The organism is Marinobacter sp., assembly GCF_041686475.1.
Classification (GTDB): domain Bacteria; phylum Pseudomonadota; class Gammaproteobacteria; order Pseudomonadales; family Oleiphilaceae; genus Marinobacter.
Window position 1 is genome coordinate 1 of record NZ_JAWLDU010000061.1, and the last position, 15,996, is coordinate 15,996.

Below are 15,996 nucleotides of genomic sequence, written 5' to 3' on the forward strand. Positions count from 1 at the left end.
CAGTCCGTTCTGATTGTTGGCGGTGGTATTACGGGGCTCTCACTGGCACTTGCGCTTGGACGCCGCCGAAAAAACGTGACCCTGGTTGAAGCAGACGAGCAACTAGGAGGGAATATCCGGTCGGTCAAAGAACAGGGGTGGCAGATGGAGCTCGGCCCCAACACACTTATGGCCAAACCGTCACTGCATCAGCTTCTAAGATCCCTTAATCTCAGCGACAAAGTTATTTTTCCACCTTTGGCCAGCCGCAAACGTTATGTTGTCAAGGACGGGGTTCCCGTTGCGTTACCGGCTGATCTGAAATCTGCGTTAAGCAGTCCTCTCATTGGCATCGAAGGCTGGCGTCATTTGATCAGTGAACCTTTTCGAAAGGTAGCGCCGAGCGAAGAAACTCTGGCGGCTTTGGTTCGAAGGCGTTTCGGTCAAAATATTCTTAATCACTTTGTCGATCCCTTTGTCTCAGGCGTTTATGCCGGATCGTCAGAAAAGCTCTCAGCTCAAGCCGCCTTCCCTCGGTTACACCGCCTGGAACGGGATCATGGGTCCCTGCTTCGAGGCGCAATCGCTCTAATGCGAAATGGCAGAAAACAGCGTATTAAGGATCGCGAAAATGGCTTCCCCGACGAGTGGCGTGGCAAGATTGTGAGCTTCCCGGACGGGCTTTCCACGTTGACTGACGGAATCAGGGATGAGCTGGGACGGCTCGACAATGTCAGAGTGATAACCGGCTGTCGAGTGGAAAAGGTTGAGCAGGATGATCGAATGTGGCGCGTGGTCGACCAGCGGGGTCAAATGCGCGTTGCCCATCAGCTGGTATTGGCAACGCCGGCTCACGTCAGCGGATCACTCCTGGAACCGGTTAGCCCTGAACTTCGGTCAGAGCTGGCCAGTATTGTCTATCCACCACTTGCTGCTGTTGCGCTGGGTTACCCAGACCAGTCCATCAAACATCCACTCGACGGCTTTGGAATGCTCATTCCAAGTCAAGAAAAGAGGCAAACGCTCGGAGCTTTGTTCTCCTCCACACTTTTTCCGAACCGGACGCCAGAGGGACATGTGCTTTTCACCTGCTTTATCGGTGGTCGCAGAAACCCGATGGCCGTCGAAAACTCCGATCAGCAGTTGGTAAATTTAGTCAGCGAGGAACTGGGCCAGATGCTTGATATCCAGAGCCGTCCGGTCTTTACCAAAGTCGCACGATGGGCAAACGCCATTCCGCAATATGAGGTGGGGCATTTAAGCCGCATAGCCAGGATCGACGACATCGCGGGACGCTACAAGGGTCTTCATTTAATGGGTAACTGGCGGGACGGTATTAGTGTAGGCGACTGCATTGATAGCGGTTTTGCCATGGCGCATAGATTGATAACTGCTGAGCGATGATATCTGTGGAAGGGTTGATTCGCCGTTTAGAGCCTCTGCAACCAGCATTAATTCCTGAACTGAAACTCTCAAAACACCTGAATCGTGAGGATCTGATGAAAATAGCCGTAACAAGCCAGAATCGAAAAACCGTCACCCAACATGCCGGCCGATGCAGGAAATTCTTCATATTTCACATTACCGAAGGGCAGGTGGCTAAAAAGGAGCTCCTCGAACTTCCCAAAGAGCAGTCATTCCGGGAGAGCTCGTCGCAGCTACCGCACCCATTGGATGATATTGATGTTTTGATCACCAGGGGGATGGGCGCAGGGCTGGCAATGCGGCTTCAACAAAAAGGTATTGAGAGTGTAACTACCGAAGACGACGATCCTGACGCGGTCGTTCGAAGGTATCTGAATATTCCGTAGATAAGTTTTCATGGGCTCATTTTTCACGTGTTGCTCTTTGATTCGTTAAAGCTATTTGTTCTATAGATATAACTATATTGGCTAACGCCCTCCGGACGGGTTATTGTTATTCCGACATCAAGAGGCAACCCGCCTCCACCAGCAAAACCCGACAGGAGATTCATCATGAGTTTATTGCTTGGCTCTACCGCCCCGAACTTCACCATCGACAGCACCGCCGGCCAGATAAACTTCCACGAGTGGGCCGGTGATTCCTGGGTATTCTTCTTCAGCCACCCGGCCGACTTCACCCCGGTCTGCACCACGGAAATGGGCCGCACGGCTCAACTGGCAAAAGAATTTGAAGCCCGCAACGTGAAGCCCCTGGGTCTGTCCACCGATACCGTGGAAGAGCACGTAAAGTGGATTGAAGACGTCAACGATACCCAGAATTGCGACCTGCAATTCCCGATCGTCGCTGACGCTGACCACAAAGTGGCCGAGCTGTATGAAATGATCCACGCCGGTGAGAGCGAAACCGCAGCCGTACGCAGCGTATTCATCATCGACCCGAACAAGAAGATCCGTCTGACCATGACCTATCCGATGGCGGTAGGCCGTAACTTTGACGAGATCCTCCGGGTCATCGATGCACTTCAGACCGGGGACGCCAACAGCTGTGCGTTGCCTGCTGACTGGCGCAAGGGCGATGACGTGATCATCCCGCCCTCCATTTCCAACGAGGAAGCCAAGGGTTTGTTCCCGAATGGCTGGAATGAAATCCGTCCGTACCTCCGCACAACCAAGCTTTAATCGGGTTCGCGGTTGAAAAAAGGGGCTTGCCGTTTGGCAGCCCCTTTTTGCGTTTTGATCTCGGTCAAGCAAACTCTTATATGCTTATAACTTGTATTGAGAACAGCGGTCCTACAGGCGTATGTTGAAGAAAGATCAGGGGCCACCCGAATTCAGGAGGAAATCATCATGAAACAGATACTGACAGCTTTGCTTGCCACTTTCGCCATTGCCTTCAGCGCCCAGGCGGAAGAAGCACTTTCCCTGACCCCGCAGGAAACCTATGACATGGTTCAGGAGCAGGGGGACCAACTGCTGTTTGTGGATGTCCGAGATCCGGTTGAAATCATGTTTATCGGCTTTACCGACGTTGTCGACAAGAATATCCCGTTCAAACTGGCCGATCGCTCGGACTTTCTTGCTGACAAGGGCCGGTTTGCCATGAACACCAACCCGGAGTTCGCGGCAGACGTGGAAGAAGCCCTTAAAGAGAAAGGCCTTAGCAAAGATGACCTGGTTATTACCATGTGCCGCTCCGGCTCAACCCGGGGCAAGCCGAGCGCTGAATACCTGATGGAACGGGGCTTCACCAATGTGAAATACATTGACCACGGCTTTCAGGGCAGTGGTGCCAAAGAAGGCAAGAAAAAAGGTATGAGAATTGTGAATGGCTGGCAGAACGACGGCCTGCCATGGTCCATGACACTCAATCCGGAAAAGATTTATCGTCCGTAACCCCGATCGTCGGCCGTACCGACTCTGAAGTCGCGTTTGCAGGGAGTCTTTGTATACTGTTTTGGCCCTTGAACAGGGCCAGGGAGTCAGAGACGTGAACATTTTTGCATGGAACCGCTTCATCAACCGTTTTGGCGGGCTCTCTGCCCATGTGGCGCTGGCCGGAGCATTGGTTTGCTCCGGCTTTTCTGTATATGGAGCCCAACGCCCACCCGCCACTGCCGATCACAGCAAATTCGAGGCACTTCAGGGCCCTTTCGAGAATGCGCAGGAGGTAACCGAAGCCTGCCTGGGCTGCCACACCGAAGCGGGCGAACAGATCCGTGCAACCACCCACTGGACCTGGACCTACGAGCATCCGGAAACGGACCAGACCCTGGGCAAGAGCAAGGTTATCAACAGTTTCTGTGGCATGGCGATCACCAACGAGCCTCGCTGCACCTCCTGCCATGTGGGCTACGGCTGGCAAGACATGAGGCAACCCCCGCCTACTGCGGACAACGCCGTTGACTGCCTGGTGTGTCACGACACCACCGGTGACTACTGGAAGTTTCCCACCCTGGCCGGGCACCCCACCTACACGCCCCGGGAATGGCCGAAGGGCAGTGGCAAGATGGTCCAGCCACCGGATCTTGAAATGATTGCCCAGAATGTCGGCGCGAGCGGTCGGGCTAACTGCGGTAGCTGCCACTTCTATGGCGGTGGCGCAGACGGCGTGAAACACGGCGATCTGGACTCCTCTCTGGTGGATCCACCACGCTCGCTGGATGTGCACATGTCCGCGGGCGGGCTCGATTTTGCCTGCGCCGATTGCCATACCAGCTGGGGGCATGAGGTGGCCGGCAGCCGTTACCAGGTCAATGCCGCCGACACCCAGGGTATTGATGTCCCTGGCCACACTGATCTCAGCCGTGCAAGCTGCCAGTCCTGCCACGGCGATTCACCGCACCCGCAGCAGAAGCTGAACGACCATGTGGACACCCTGGCGTGCCAGACCTGTCATGTACCCGAATTCGCCCGGGGCGGCGTCCCCACCAAGGTTTGGTGGGACTGGTCTACCGCCGGCCGGCTGGATGATGACGGTCAGCCGATTACCGAATACGACGAGCATGGTCACCCCAGCTATCTGAGCGAGAAAGGGGACTTCCGCCACGGCGAAAATGTCGTGCCAACCTACGCCTGGTTTGACGGCACGGTGAAATACACTCTGGTGGATGAAAAACTCGACATAGCTCATTCTCCGGTTGAAATCAACCGCATTGAGGGCAGTCCGGAGGATCCGGGCTCCCGCATCTGGCCGTTCAAAGTCATGCAGGGCAAGCAGCCTTATGACACCGAACGGAAAACCCTGCTGGCTACCCATGTGTTTGGTGCCGATGACAGTTCGCTATGGAGTAACTTCAGCTGGCCCAGGGCGCTCAAGGCAGGCAGTGAGATGTCCGGGATGCCCTTCAGCGGCAGCTACGACTTCATCGAAACCACCATGCACTGGCCCATTACCCACATGGTGCCACCGGCTGAAATGGCCCTGGATTGCGCCTCCTGCCACGCCCAGAACAGTCGTCTCGCAGGTCTTCCAGGCATCTATATGCCTGGTCATAGCAGCAACATCTGGCTGGATCGTATTGGCTGGTTGTTGGTGGCCCTGACCTTGATCGGCGTTCTGCTACACGGTCTGGCAAGAATTCTGCTGAAGGGGAGGAAACCGTCATGAGCCGGGTAATGATCTACAAACGTTTCGAGCGTTTCTGGCACTGGTTCCAGGCACTGTTGATCTTCACACTGCTGTTTACCGGCTTCGAAATTCACGGCAGCTATTCCGTGATTGGTTTCGGCGAGGCGGCTCGGCTGCATACCCTGGCCGCCTGGGCATTGATTATACTGTGGCTGTTCGCCATTTTCTGGCATATCACCACGGGCGAGTGGCGCCAGTATGTTCCTACCCGGAACGGACTGTTCGCGGTGATCCGCTACTACCTTATCGGGACCTTTACCGGTGAGCCGCATCCGTACCGGAAAACCACGCGGGCCAAGCATAATCCTCTGCAGCGTCTGGCCTATCTGTTTTTCAAACTGATGATTACACCGGTCATCTGGCTCAGCGGCCTTCTCTACCTGTGCTACAACGACTGGCCCGCAACGCTATCCAATGCGCTGGAACTGGAGACGGTGGCATTGGTTCATACCGCAGCGGCTTTTGCCATGCTGGTTTTCATCATTGCTCATGTGTACATGGCAACCATGGGTCCGAAGCTCACCAGCCTGATCAAGCCCATGGTCACCGGCTACGAAGAGCTTGAAGAACACCCGTAGAAAGTCTGCGGCTATTCTTCAATGCAGATCGCCCTGCGCCGAACCGCTTGGGCGGTCTTGCCGAGAAGAACTGCAATAAGCACCGTAAGCAGTCCAAGAAGTAAAGCACCAAGCCCTTTGAAGAACGCGAGTTGAAGCTGCTCGTACATTACGAAAGTGGCGATCGTAATGGCTGCCATCGGGAACGAGTAAGCCCACCAGGAAAGAAAGAACTCCAGCCGGAAGAATCTGGAGGCCTGGGTAATAAGCATCAGGGTGAGAAAGATCGCAACGTAGTAAAGCACCCGTCCAAAGGCGTTCACTTCGCCAACCAGCTGGAACCAGGAAATAAAACCCACGGCAGGCGGCGCGATCAAAATGAACAAAGTCGGCAGGAGTTTGGCCGGAAGCGGCTGATGGAAAAACATCCGGTAGAAAATGATCGTTAACAAAACCAGCCAGAAAACCAGGCCAATGCTGAAGAAGAACCAGGAGATTTCCAGAGACGCATGCTGCACGCCTGCGATGGGTACAAGGATGTTACCCACGATGGGGATAAACCAGGCCGGGTTGATGTGGGCAACTTCAAAGTGGGTCTGGTGTAACCAGGCTGACAAAACATAGAGCGTGAAGCCAAGGTGAAGGGCCGCGCCAACGCTCCAAAGAATGAGTGACACGGCGCCACTGTAGGGTAACAGCGCAATACTTAACAGAATCAGACTAATTGATATGGTGGGGAAGAAGTTCAGTTTGACCGGATGCGCAAACTCCGCTTTTACTTCGCCGGGATATTTCATAGCCTTGGCCAGATAAAGCATCAGCAGAGCAACAAATCCGGTGATGGTCAGCCCGAGCAATATGGGGCTTGGCTTCCAAGGAAGTCCCAGCAAGCCTTCCGCACGGTGCCAGGCGATGGTAAACCCGGTCATTCCCATCACAACGGCGAACCATGAAATCGGAAAATTCTGCAATCGGGAAGGCCGCACTTTTGTCATTCATTAACCTCCTTTTTTTGAACTTAACTGGGTTTGCCACGTTTGAAGTGGGCAACTCAGGCTAAAACGCTCAGAACGTGAACGTACGCGTCGTCGGGTTCCGCATCTGGCCAGCGGCGGCAAGGGCTTTGAATAATTTGATCATGGGGGGCTCTTTGATTGATCGAAAGACTTCAACGCCAACGTATCTCGGCAGGATTCAGCCGTCAGTGACAAAGTCACTTAAACTGGTCCATGAATCTTAAGCTCATAAAAAAGCCGGACGTTTTCGGCCCGGCAAAGGGGTTGTGAGCCTCGTTTTCAGGACTATTCCCAGGCAGCACCTTCAAGCGCATCCAACGGGATCTTCAGATACCGTTTGCCATTGGCTTCAGGCGCCGGGAGCTGTCCACCGCGGGTGTTCACCTGCAGCGCATGCAGAATCAGCTTTGGCATTGGCAGCTCGCTGTCACGAGTGTTTCGAAGCTCCACATACTCGGCTTCCGAGGTCTCAGCCAGATGCTTGTTAGCCTGCTTCTGCTCGTGAACGGTGCTTTCCCACTCAGGCTCGCGACCGCCGGGCATATAATCGTGACCGGTGAACAGCCGGGTTTCGTCCGGAAGGGCCAGTATGGCCTGGATGGAATCCCACAGTTGATGGGCATCGCCGCCAGGAAAGTCCGCGCGGGCGGTGCCGAAATCCGGCTGGAAAACGGTGTCATGCACAAACGCCGCATCACCGATCACGTAGGTGACAGAGGCCAGCGTATGCCCTGGCGAAAACATCACACGGCCCTGCAAATTACCAATCCGGAACTCGTCGCCGGCCCGGAACAGGTGGTCCCATTGAGAGCCGTCAGCGGGAAAATCGGGCCAGTTGTAAATGCCTTTCCACAGCTCCTGCACCCCGGTGACATAACCACCGATCGCAGTAGGAGCGCCGGTCTCTCCCTTCAGGTACTGGGCTGCCGAAAAGTGGTCGGCGTGGGGGTGTGTGTCCAGGATCCACTGCACTTCAAAGCGCTGCTCGCGCACGTAATCCAGAAGTTCGTCGGCATGGTGAGTCGCCGTTGCGCCGGATTTTTCATCGTAATCCAGCACCGGATCAATAATGGCACACTGCTTCGTCTCCGGATCGCTGACCACGTACTGAACACTGAAAGTACGAGGATCGAAAAAACCCGCGACCTCGGGTGTGCCGGTGTGTTTTGCAGGTGATTGCTGGAAAGTCCTCATAATTGCGTCCTCCTCAACGTTGAAAACGCCTGATTGCTTAATTTGGTTATTAGCATATAGCTATAAGATTTAAGCTTGCAATTGAGGTGTTCCATGGAAGTGATAAACGAATCCTACTAACGCTGGGTCGCAGGTCTTTGAGGGTGTTGATAGCTTGAATTGCTGGTGGGTTAACCCTGGTTGCGGTGCCTCTGTCTTTAGAAAAAGGCAGGGTCGGAGACGGTAATGGCCATTATTGGAAAGCCGTTGGATTAAATGCTGTGGTGATGCATCGCCTAAATTGACTGGGCACTGCCAAGGCACCGTTTGGGCACAAGCGCAAAAACAGAGAAAAATTCCTGCTTTTAATTTAGCCGTGCAAAGAACATCTATCAAACCGGAGATTTGCGGATTACTTAGGTGCGAGTGACAGAGGTGAGGAGATTGCTTTACCGATAGGTCATTGATTTGCCGAATTAATGGCCCGCCCGTCAGGATTCGAACCTGAGACCTTCGCCTCCGGAGGGCGCCGCTACTACCCGCTAGAAAACGATCTTAATCGACCAAAAATCCGTATGATCAATTGCTTACTCAAGAATTCATCACTATAAAAAATACCGATAAAACAGTATTTTGACCGATTAACACCGATTTTGGGCACAAGACTGATAGGATTTGGATGTCCGGGATCAGGACATTTGATCGGTGCCCCAATCCGGCTTTTGGCCTCGGTGATGCGTAGTTTACGCTCCATTGGTTCGTCCGCAACTGTTAGGAAATGAGTGTTCGAAATCCGGACATCGGCGGGCTGGTAACTTACAAGAACTCCGTGAGGTATGGCTTGGGTTACGCCTCGACCGGCCGACCTTATGGGTTCAACAGAGGCATGTTACCTGTACAAGCCAACCCTATCACTGGAGCAGTTTGTCATAGCATCAGGCCAGTCTCGGGATGGCTGGCGTTTCTTCGAACCAGAACCCGGCCGTCCCGGACTGAAGCCAGCACTGGTCTTTGACCGAGTAGGACTTCATAGGGTGTCTGGCCCTGCTGTACAAGGCATCGTGCTGGAAGGCCTTCACCAATGCCATACTCCCCCAAGTCCAGCGCAGCCGCTCCGTTTTCGGTGATCAGCTCAAGAGAATGTTCAATCCAACTCATTCCGAGCATATGGCAGGCATGCAAACCCACATCAAGGGTCCGCAGCATATTCCCGTTGCCCATGGGATACCATGGGTCGCGAATGGAATCCTGGCCGAAGGCGACCTTCAGACCGGCATCAAGCAGCTCGGGAACACGGGTAATGCCCCGGCGCTTCGGGTAGCTGTCGAATCGGCCCTGCAAGTGCAGACTTTCAGTAGGCATGGAAAGGAATCGTAGTCCGGATTTTTTCAAAAGGCGGAACAAGCGGCTGCAATAGGCATCGTTGTAGGAGCCCATGGCGCAGGTATGGCTGGCAGATACTCGCGAGCCATAATCCAGTTTTAGCGCCTCGGCGGCCAGAATTTCCAGGAACCGGGATTCCGGATCGTCAATTTCGTCACAATGCACATCCACCAGCAGATCGTGTTTATGGGCTAGCTCCATGAGCCAGCGAATCGACTCCGCGCCATAGTCCCGGGTATGCTCAAAGTGGGGTATACCGCCAACCACACCGGCGCCCAGCCGGATTGCCTCCTCCATCAGCTCTCGGCCGTTTTTGAACGACCATATGCCTTCCTGTGGAAAAGCTACAATCTGAAGATCTACAAATCCGGAGGTCTGCTCGCGAACTGTCAGCATGGCTTGAAGTGCGGTCAGGTGCGGGTCGGTAACGTCCACGTGGGTGCGAACGTACTGGATGCCGTGAGCCGCAAAAAGCTTCAGGGTTTGAGTGGCCCGGCCAATGACATCGTCCGGGCTCAGGGTTGTCTTGCGTTCGGCCCAGCAGTCAATGCCTTCAAACAGGGTGCCGCTCTTGTTCCAGCGGGGTTGACCCGCAGTCATGGCGGCGTCCAGATGGATGTGGGGCTCGACAAAAGCTGGTGTAACCAGGTTGCCTCCAGCATCCAGTTCATCCTCTGTTGCAATGGTTGATTCCTGTTGTGCGGAGATACCGGAGAAGCGGCCATTGTTAATCTTGAGCGTGTATAGTCCATTCTGGCCCTGCAGGCGGGCATTCACTATGGCGTTCAGTTGATCAGTCATTTTGTTTCCTGGGGTGATTTGCGAACATTTTTGACTTTAATGACAGGTGAGCCGAGAGCAGTGTTTTGAATTGGTCAGTCTGGCTGGAAGAGTGGTTTTCCGCCACATACGGCCAGCGCACAGCGTTTGCTATAGCGGTTTCACCACCCCGAAGCTTGATAGTGCCTAGGCCCGTGAGCAGGGGTATATCCCGGCATCGCAGCGTCACTCAAACAGTTCCCATGGCCTGGGCTCTGCGTTCACTGACTGCCTTGCTGACGGTCAGAATGATGCTGTAACTCAGAGCGGCGACGAAGACACCCATGATCGGGGCGATCCATGGAGAAGTATATGCGGCTGCTGAGCCGATGGCATAAGCGGCGAGCCCAGGGAAGTTAAAGGCTGGCAAGGTAACTGATGTCAGATCCGGGTAGCGGCGCTTATAGCCGACAAAGAAGCTGGCCATAATGACACCACCGATCGGTGGAATAAACGTGCCCAGCAGAATCAGGAAGGGAATCAGCCACTCGTACATACCTAGAACGGCAAGAACGGTACCAATTGCCGCTCCGGCAATGGTCACGGCTTTACGCCGACGGGTGCGCACCAGGTTGCAGCCAGCAACGGCGAAGTTATAAACAGTGTTGTCCTGGGTGGTCCAGAGGTTGAGAAAGAGCATCAGAATGCCGAGCGTTGTCAGTCCCTGGGCGACCATGATGTCGACGATATCTGCTTGTTGATACACCAGTGCACCGAAGGCGCCGATAAGAGTCATTAGCCCGTTTCCGAGGAAAAAGGCGAGCAATGTTGCGATCACGGCCGTTTTCCCGGATTTGGCGAAGCGTGTCCAGTTAGTGGCCTGGGTGCCTCCACTCACAAAGGTGCCGAAGACCAGTGTGATAGCAGCAGCAACGGTCATTTCATCGGTCGGCGCGATCGCCAGCAAGCCGGACAATCCGCCGGCATCGGAGGTAGAGATTGTCATACTGACGGCGACCAGAATGATCATGGCCGGCACGGCCACGCGAGAAAGCCATTCCAGGCCTCGATACCCGATAAATGCGGTGACACAGAAAGCGAAACCGAACAGCACCATGAGCGGTGTGGTCATGGCTTCTGGCATGCCTGTCAGTTCCACCAGCAGAATAGCCATGGTGGCGGTGCCCCAGGCGTACCAGCCAATCTGAGTGAAACCAAGAATGAAGTCCGAGAGCTTGCTGCCAATCTCTCCGAAGGTGAAACGACTCATTAAAGCGGTGTTAAGGCCGGTCTTCGCAGCGATGTAGCCGAGTCCTGCAGCATAGGCCCCCAATAGCAGGTTACCTATGGTCAATACCATGATCATGGTGGAAAAATCGAAAGCGACTCCGATACTGCCACCGGCCCACATTGTGGCAGTGAAGAAAGTGAAGCCCAAAAGTACCAGTCCCATGGACCAGACGCTTTTGCGCTGATCCATTGGGACGGGGCTGAGGGGGTAGTCCTGTTCTTGCGGGGTGGGTTCGGTCATGGCGATCTCTCCGTGTAGTGGGTAAACACGTAGGAGTTGGCAACGATTGTGCCATGGCCGTCTTTTTAGGCTTTGTTTGTCAACGGGGCGAAGCTCCTGTGTGCAAAGTGCCCAAACAGGAATGTGATGACTGGCCAGGTCTGCTTCGAACTGGTGCGTTTTTCGCTAAAGGTTGCTCTGATGGTGCGCCGATTATTGGCCGTAACTGGATAGGCCGGGCTGATCCGAAATTGGTGCTTTCTATAGCATGCCCACGTTAGCTTCTAAACAGAATCCCTTTAAAACAGATCCTTAAAAACCTGAGCAATTGGCCAGCTTTTTGCTGAATCTTCTTCTGGTAAACCACTGGAACGCACAACGCAGAATGATCCAAACACTCAGGAGAGTATCCATGAAAGTGAAATCGAGCCTGGTACTTGCTGCCACACTCAGTACGTCTATGTCTGTCATGGCCGAAGACCCGATGAAAGTCGGCTTTGTGTATGTAGGCCCCATCGGGGACCATGGCTGGAGCTACCAGCACGACCTGGGTCGGCTGGCCCTTGAGGAGCACTTTGGCGACAAAGTAGATACCACCTATGTGGAGAACGTCAGCGAGGGCGCCGATGCGGAGCGCACCATCCGCCGCCTGGCCCAGGCTGGCAACGATGTAATCTTTACCACCTCCTTTGGCTTCATGAATCCCACCGCACGGGTGGCGGAGCAGTTTCCGGATACCACATTCCTGCATGCTACAGGCTATAAGCGCGCCGACAACCTGGGCACCTATCTGTCGGTAACCTATGAAGGGCGTTACGTTACCGGCGTGGCTGCCGGTCTGGTAACCGAGTCTGACACTCTGGGCTATATTGCCTCCTTTCCCATTCCGGAAGTGATCCGTGATATCAATGCGGTCTATCTGGGGGCAAAGGAAGTGAACCCGGACATCGAACTTAAGGTGGTGTGGGCCAATACCTGGTTCGATCCCGCCAAGGAAGCTGATGCTGCCAACGCCCTGATGGATCAGGGGGCTGACGTTGTTGTCCAGCACACCGACAGTCCGGCACCGTTGATGGCGGCGGAAAAGCGTGACAACTGGGGTGTAGGCCAGGCTTCTGACATGCGCGAGTTTGGCGGCGATGCCCACCTGCTGTCCGTGGTCAATGACTGGGCACCGTACTACATCGACACAGTGCAGGCGGTAATGGATGGTGACTGGAAGTCAGAAGACTACTGGGGCGGCATTTCCGAGGACGTGATCCAGACCGTTGGCATCAGCGACCGCCTGACGGACGAGCAACGGTCGAAGGTGGACGAGGTAGTTGAGTCTATCGACAGTGGTGAGTTCCATCCCTTCACCGGGCCTCTGAATGACCAGGACGGCGAGCTGCGGGTGCCGGAAGGTGAGACCATGACCGAAGAAGAGCTGGCGGGCATGGACTGGTATGTGGAAGGTATGACGGCGAATCTGCCGGAATAAACGGGCAGGCAATACCGAAGGCCGGCGGGGATAAACTCCGCCGGCTTTTTTCGTTCAGGCGCGGGCCAGTATTCGGGCAACGCCTTCCTGTACCTTGCTGGTCAGCTCCCGCTCATCCACTCCGGTGACACGGCCATCTTCCACAATGCGTCGCCCCTGAACGAAGCTGTCCCTGACATGCACCGGCTCGCCGCACATCAGTGGTGCCACCAGGGGCGAGTGGACGCCGGCGAAGCGGGGCTGGTCGATGTCGTAGAGGACCAGGTCCGCCTGCATTCCCACGGCCAGGCTCCCGGTATCCTGCAGGCCCAGCAGCTTCGCCCCGCCACGGGTACCCCAGTCCAGCACCTGTTCCAGGGTGGTAACATCCGGCCCGTGGGCTGCCCGGTGGATCAGCCAGGCCAGATTCAGTTCCTGCAGCATGGAGCCGGACTCGGCGGAGGCGGAGCCGTCTACGGCCAGCGAGATGGGCACGCCGGCCTTTTGCATGTCCACCACAGGGGCGATTCCGCTGCCCAAGCGACAGTTGGAGGTGGGGCAGTGGGCAATGCCGGTGCCGGTGGCGGCGAGCCGCTCGATGGCGCGGTCGTCGCTATGGACCAGATGGGCATACCATACATCCGGCCCCAGCCAGTCGCAGGCTTCTGCGTAGTCGATGGCGTTCTGGTGGTATTTTTCGCGGGCCTGGATCTCGTCAAATTTCACCTCCAGCAGGTGGGAGTGCATTTTCAGGCCATGCTGGCGGGCCCAGCCGGCCTGGGCCTTCAAGCCGTCCGGTGTGCTGGAGTGGATCAGGCTGGTGGGGGCGACCACGAGTTTCTTCATGGCATCCGGGCCACTCTGGTGGTGTTTTTTTCGGGTGGCATCAAGGCGGTCAATCACCTGGTCGATGGTTTCCGGCTTGATGCGATGTTCGATCATGCCTTCATGGGAGCCGGTCTCGGTGGCGCTGCCGCGACACAGCACCAGGCGGACGCCCAGTTCTTCCGCCGCCTGCCAGACTGACTCTTCCAGCTCCGGGCTGGTGGTGGCGTGGTAGAGGTAGTGATGGTCGGCGCAGGTACTGGCACCGGAGCGGATCAGCTCGTACAGTCCCAGCCGGGCGGCGTGGTACATCAGCTCCGGAGTGACCTTGGGCCAGAAGCGGTAGGGCACACTGCTGAGCCATTCGCCCAGGCCCTGGTTGAGGCCCGCGGGGACGCCTTTCATTATGGATTGGGCCAGGTGGTGGTGGCTGTTCACCAGCCCCGGCCAGATCACGCAGCCGCTGGCGTCGATAACGGTTTCCGGCTCCACTGGCGAGGGCGCCAGGCTGCGGCCCAGTTCGGTAATACGGCCATCCTGTACGCGGATATCGGTGGCGTCCGGGTTTCGGTCGGCGAAAATGGCAACGGCGTTCTGGATAAGGTAGTTCAAGGCTCGCTCCTTGTCAGTATAAAGAGCAATGTCCCGGGGCAACAGCCCCTAACCGCTTCTACTCTTGTCAATGTGGTGTTATCGCCAGGATGATGCAAGATCGTTTCCACTTTGACCATATGGTCAGGTCTGGCTTTCGGTGGCCGGCGGGCCCCGGTTCGCACCCGAACAGTGCACTACTGTGGATTCCTGCTTCATGGCGGCGCCAACCTGGTGGTCGGGATGTAGCCAAACCCTTGAATGTAATGGGCTGAGTCGCTGGCACACTTGCTGCTTGAGTCATGAGGCGGGCCATCCCCTTGGGGTGGTCCGCCCAGTCTGAGTAGAAGCAGTCAGGCGTCTGCGTATTGCTGGCGTCGGGTCATTGCTCAGTCGTCGACCGGAAGTGCCTGCGGGCGGTTGGCGGCGCAGGCAGTTGACCACGCCCCTTCCATCACGCCCTCTGCACCTTTCCGGCGCCCATTGACCCCTGTTGACCAAGATGCCCGGGAGGCACCGATGACTACTACTGCAGAAAAATACACCCTTGAGGAACTGAATCTGGAAACCACCTATGGTGGCATGGGCAAGGAGATTGACCGGGACGTGCCGGTGATCGACCTGACCGACTTTGACAAGCGCCGGGACGAGATCACCGATCAGCTCTGGCAGGCCGCTACTGAGGTGGGGTTTTTCCAGTTGTCCAATCATGGTCTGGACCTGGCCCTGATCCGCGAGGCCTTCGGTCTGTCGGAAAACTTCTTCGCGCTGCCGGAGGCCGACAAACAGCGCTTCTCCCTGAAGAAGGGGCTCAATTCCGGCTGGGAGTTCAAGTCCCAGGTACGCCCGTCCACCGGTACAGCAGACGACAAGGAATCCTTCCAGATCACGCTGCCACACATGGATGATCTGTGGCCAAACCAGACCCTGGTTCCCGAGTTCCAGCGGGTGATGCTGGATTTCGAATACCGGGCCTGGCAGCTGGGCATGAAGGTGCTGTCCTGTTTCGCCGACCGCCTGGGCTTTGAGCGGGACTTTTTCACCAGGGCCCACGATCGGGCACAACCAGACTACCAGAGCACCCTGCGGCTGCTGCACTACCTACCGCTGCCAGAAGACCATCAGCCCGATGAATCCATCTGGCGGGCCGGCGCCCACACCGATTTCGATTGCCTGACCATGGTGTTCCAGCAGGAAGGCCAGGGCGGCCTGCAGGTCAGTCCTGGCAAGGACGCGGAAGGCAAGGGAGATAACCGGGAATGGTTCACCGTGATCCCGAAGGAAGATCGCATCACCTGCAACATCGGCGACATGCTGATGCGCTGGAGCGACGACCGTCTCAAGTCCACCCTGCACCGGGTGCGCATGCCGAGGGCGGGTGAGTACAGCGGCCCCCGCTATAGCCTGGCGTTTTTCTGCCAGGCCAACAAGGAGGTGATCATCCAGGGGCCGGAGCAGAAATATCCTCCCATCTCCGCCCGGGATTACTTGCTGCAGCGGATCCAGGCGAACTTTGATGCGGCGGAGAAGGCTGCTGAGGCCAGGGAGTAAGTCTCTGACAAAAAAGGGCCTCCCGCGGGAGGCCCTTATTGATTAGTGCGCCAGGCATGGCGCGTAGCGCCTTGACGGGCGCTGTTCCGGTACAGGTGGTGCTGGCCGGATGACTTGGGGGTGCAAGTCCCCTGTGGGCCC

13 protein-coding genes are annotated in these 15,996 nt (G+C 56.1%); 8 read left to right on the plus strand and 5 right to left on the minus strand.

Annotated features, from left to right (window positions below; all coding sequences use genetic code 11):
• From hemG to ACESMB_RS12595, 6 genes are all read left to right on the plus strand, one after another.
• Positions 1–1,383 (plus strand): protoporphyrinogen oxidase (gene hemG / locus ACESMB_RS12570; protein ID WP_372971701.1); only part of this gene is annotated, 1,383 nt, incomplete at its 5' end.
• A gap of 5 nt (positions 1,384–1,388) precedes the next feature.
• Complete coding sequence (locus ACESMB_RS12575; protein WP_372971702.1) at positions 1,389–1,790, plus strand: NifB/NifX family molybdenum-iron cluster-binding protein; 402 nt, start codon at positions 1,389–1,391, stop codon at positions 1,788–1,790.
• Positions 1,791–1,955: 165 nt separating this feature from the next.
• Complete coding sequence (locus tag ACESMB_RS12580) at positions 1,956–2,582, plus strand: peroxiredoxin (RefSeq protein WP_372971703.1); 627 nt, start codon at positions 1,956–1,958, stop codon at positions 2,580–2,582.
• A 168-nt stretch (positions 2,583–2,750) separates the two neighbouring features.
• Entirely contained in the window at positions 2,751–3,296 is a 546-nt protein-coding gene (locus ACESMB_RS12585) for a rhodanese-like domain-containing protein (RefSeq protein ID WP_372971704.1), read from the plus strand.
• Between the two features lie 94 nt (positions 3,297–3,390).
• On the plus strand, positions 3,391–5,010 hold the full coding sequence (locus tag ACESMB_RS12590) for a tetrathionate reductase family octaheme c-type cytochrome (RefSeq protein WP_372971705.1): 1,620 nt from the start codon (positions 3,391–3,393) through the stop codon (positions 5,008–5,010).
• Positions 5,007–5,609, plus strand: coding sequence for a cytochrome b/b6 domain-containing protein (locus tag ACESMB_RS12595; protein WP_372971706.1), 603 nt, complete (start codon positions 5,007–5,009; stop codon positions 5,607–5,609). Before ACESMB_RS12590 ends, ACESMB_RS12595 begins: the two co-directional genes overlap by 4 nt.
• An 11-nt stretch (positions 5,610–5,620) precedes the next feature.
• Here the strand turns inward: ACESMB_RS12595 and ACESMB_RS12600 are convergent, their stop codons facing one another.
• The 4 genes from ACESMB_RS12600 to codB form a co-directional block, all read right to left on the minus strand.
• Entirely contained in the window at positions 5,621–6,583 is a 963-nt protein-coding gene (locus ACESMB_RS12600; RefSeq protein ID WP_372971707.1) for an SLAC1 anion channel family protein, read from the minus strand.
• Between the two features lie 306 nt (positions 6,584–6,889).
• Positions 6,890–7,798 (minus strand): MBL fold metallo-hydrolase, encoded by a 909-nt coding sequence (locus ACESMB_RS12605; protein ID WP_372971708.1) that lies wholly within the window; start codon positions 7,796–7,798, stop codon positions 6,890–6,892.
• A gap of 906 nt (positions 7,799–8,704) precedes the next feature.
• On the minus strand, positions 8,705–9,961 hold the full coding sequence (gene codA / locus ACESMB_RS12610) for a cytosine deaminase (protein WP_372971709.1): 1,257 nt from the start codon (positions 9,959–9,961) through the stop codon (positions 8,705–8,707).
• Between the two features lie 208 nt (positions 9,962–10,169).
• Positions 10,170–11,450, minus strand: coding sequence for a cytosine permease (gene codB / locus ACESMB_RS12615; RefSeq protein WP_372971710.1), 1,281 nt, complete (start codon positions 11,448–11,450; stop codon positions 10,170–10,172).
• A 364-nt stretch (positions 11,451–11,814) separates the two neighbouring features.
• Here codB and ACESMB_RS12620 point away from each other — a divergent pair, with 364 nt between their 5' ends.
• On the plus strand, positions 11,815–12,909 hold the full coding sequence (locus ACESMB_RS12620; protein ID WP_372971711.1) for a BMP family ABC transporter substrate-binding protein: 1,095 nt from the start codon (positions 11,815–11,817) through the stop codon (positions 12,907–12,909).
• A gap of 54 nt (positions 12,910–12,963) precedes the next feature.
• On the opposite strand, the gene ACESMB_RS12625 is transcribed toward ACESMB_RS12620, so the two are convergent.
• Positions 12,964–14,325: an amidohydrolase family protein gene (locus ACESMB_RS12625; protein ID WP_372971712.1), complete on the minus strand. Its 1,362-nt coding sequence runs from the start codon at positions 14,323–14,325 to the stop codon at positions 12,964–12,966.
• 498 nt (positions 14,326–14,823) lie between these two features.
• Between ACESMB_RS12625 and ACESMB_RS12630 the strand changes: the two genes are divergently transcribed.
• Positions 14,824–15,855: an isopenicillin N synthase family dioxygenase gene (locus tag ACESMB_RS12630; RefSeq protein WP_372971713.1), complete on the plus strand. Its 1,032-nt coding sequence runs from the start codon at positions 14,824–14,826 to the stop codon at positions 15,853–15,855.
• Positions 15,856–15,996 lie beyond the last annotated feature (141 nt).

Excerpts from the sequence above, each read along its gene's own strand:
- ACESMB_RS12630 (WP_372971713.1), top strand. The coding sequence starts at position 14,824 with ATGACTACTACTGCAGAAAAATACACCCTTGAGGAACTGAATCTGGAA.
- ACESMB_RS12580 (WP_372971703.1), top strand. The coding sequence starts at position 1,956 with ATGAGTTTATTGCTTGGCTCTACCGCCCCGAACTTCACCATCGACAGC.
- ACESMB_RS12620 (WP_372971711.1), top strand. The coding sequence starts at position 11,815 with ATGATCCAAACACTCAGGAGAGTATCCATGAAAGTGAAATCGAGCCTG.
- ACESMB_RS12605 (WP_372971708.1), bottom strand. The coding sequence starts at position 7,798 with ATGAGGACTTTCCAGCAATCACCTGCAAAACACACCGGCACACCCGAG.
- ACESMB_RS12600 (WP_372971707.1), bottom strand. The coding sequence starts at position 6,583 with ATGACAAAAGTGCGGCCTTCCCGATTGCAGAATTTTCCGATTTCATGG.
- codA (WP_372971709.1), bottom strand. The coding sequence starts at position 9,961 with ATGACTGATCAACTGAACGCCATAGTGAATGCCCGCCTGCAGGGCCAG.
- codB (WP_372971710.1), bottom strand. The coding sequence starts at position 11,450 with ATGACCGAACCCACCCCGCAAGAACAGGACTACCCCCTCAGCCCCGTC.
- ACESMB_RS12585 (WP_372971704.1), top strand. The coding sequence starts at position 2,751 with ATGAAACAGATACTGACAGCTTTGCTTGCCACTTTCGCCATTGCCTTC.
- ACESMB_RS12595 (WP_372971706.1), top strand. The coding sequence starts at position 5,007 with ATGAGCCGGGTAATGATCTACAAACGTTTCGAGCGTTTCTGGCACTGG.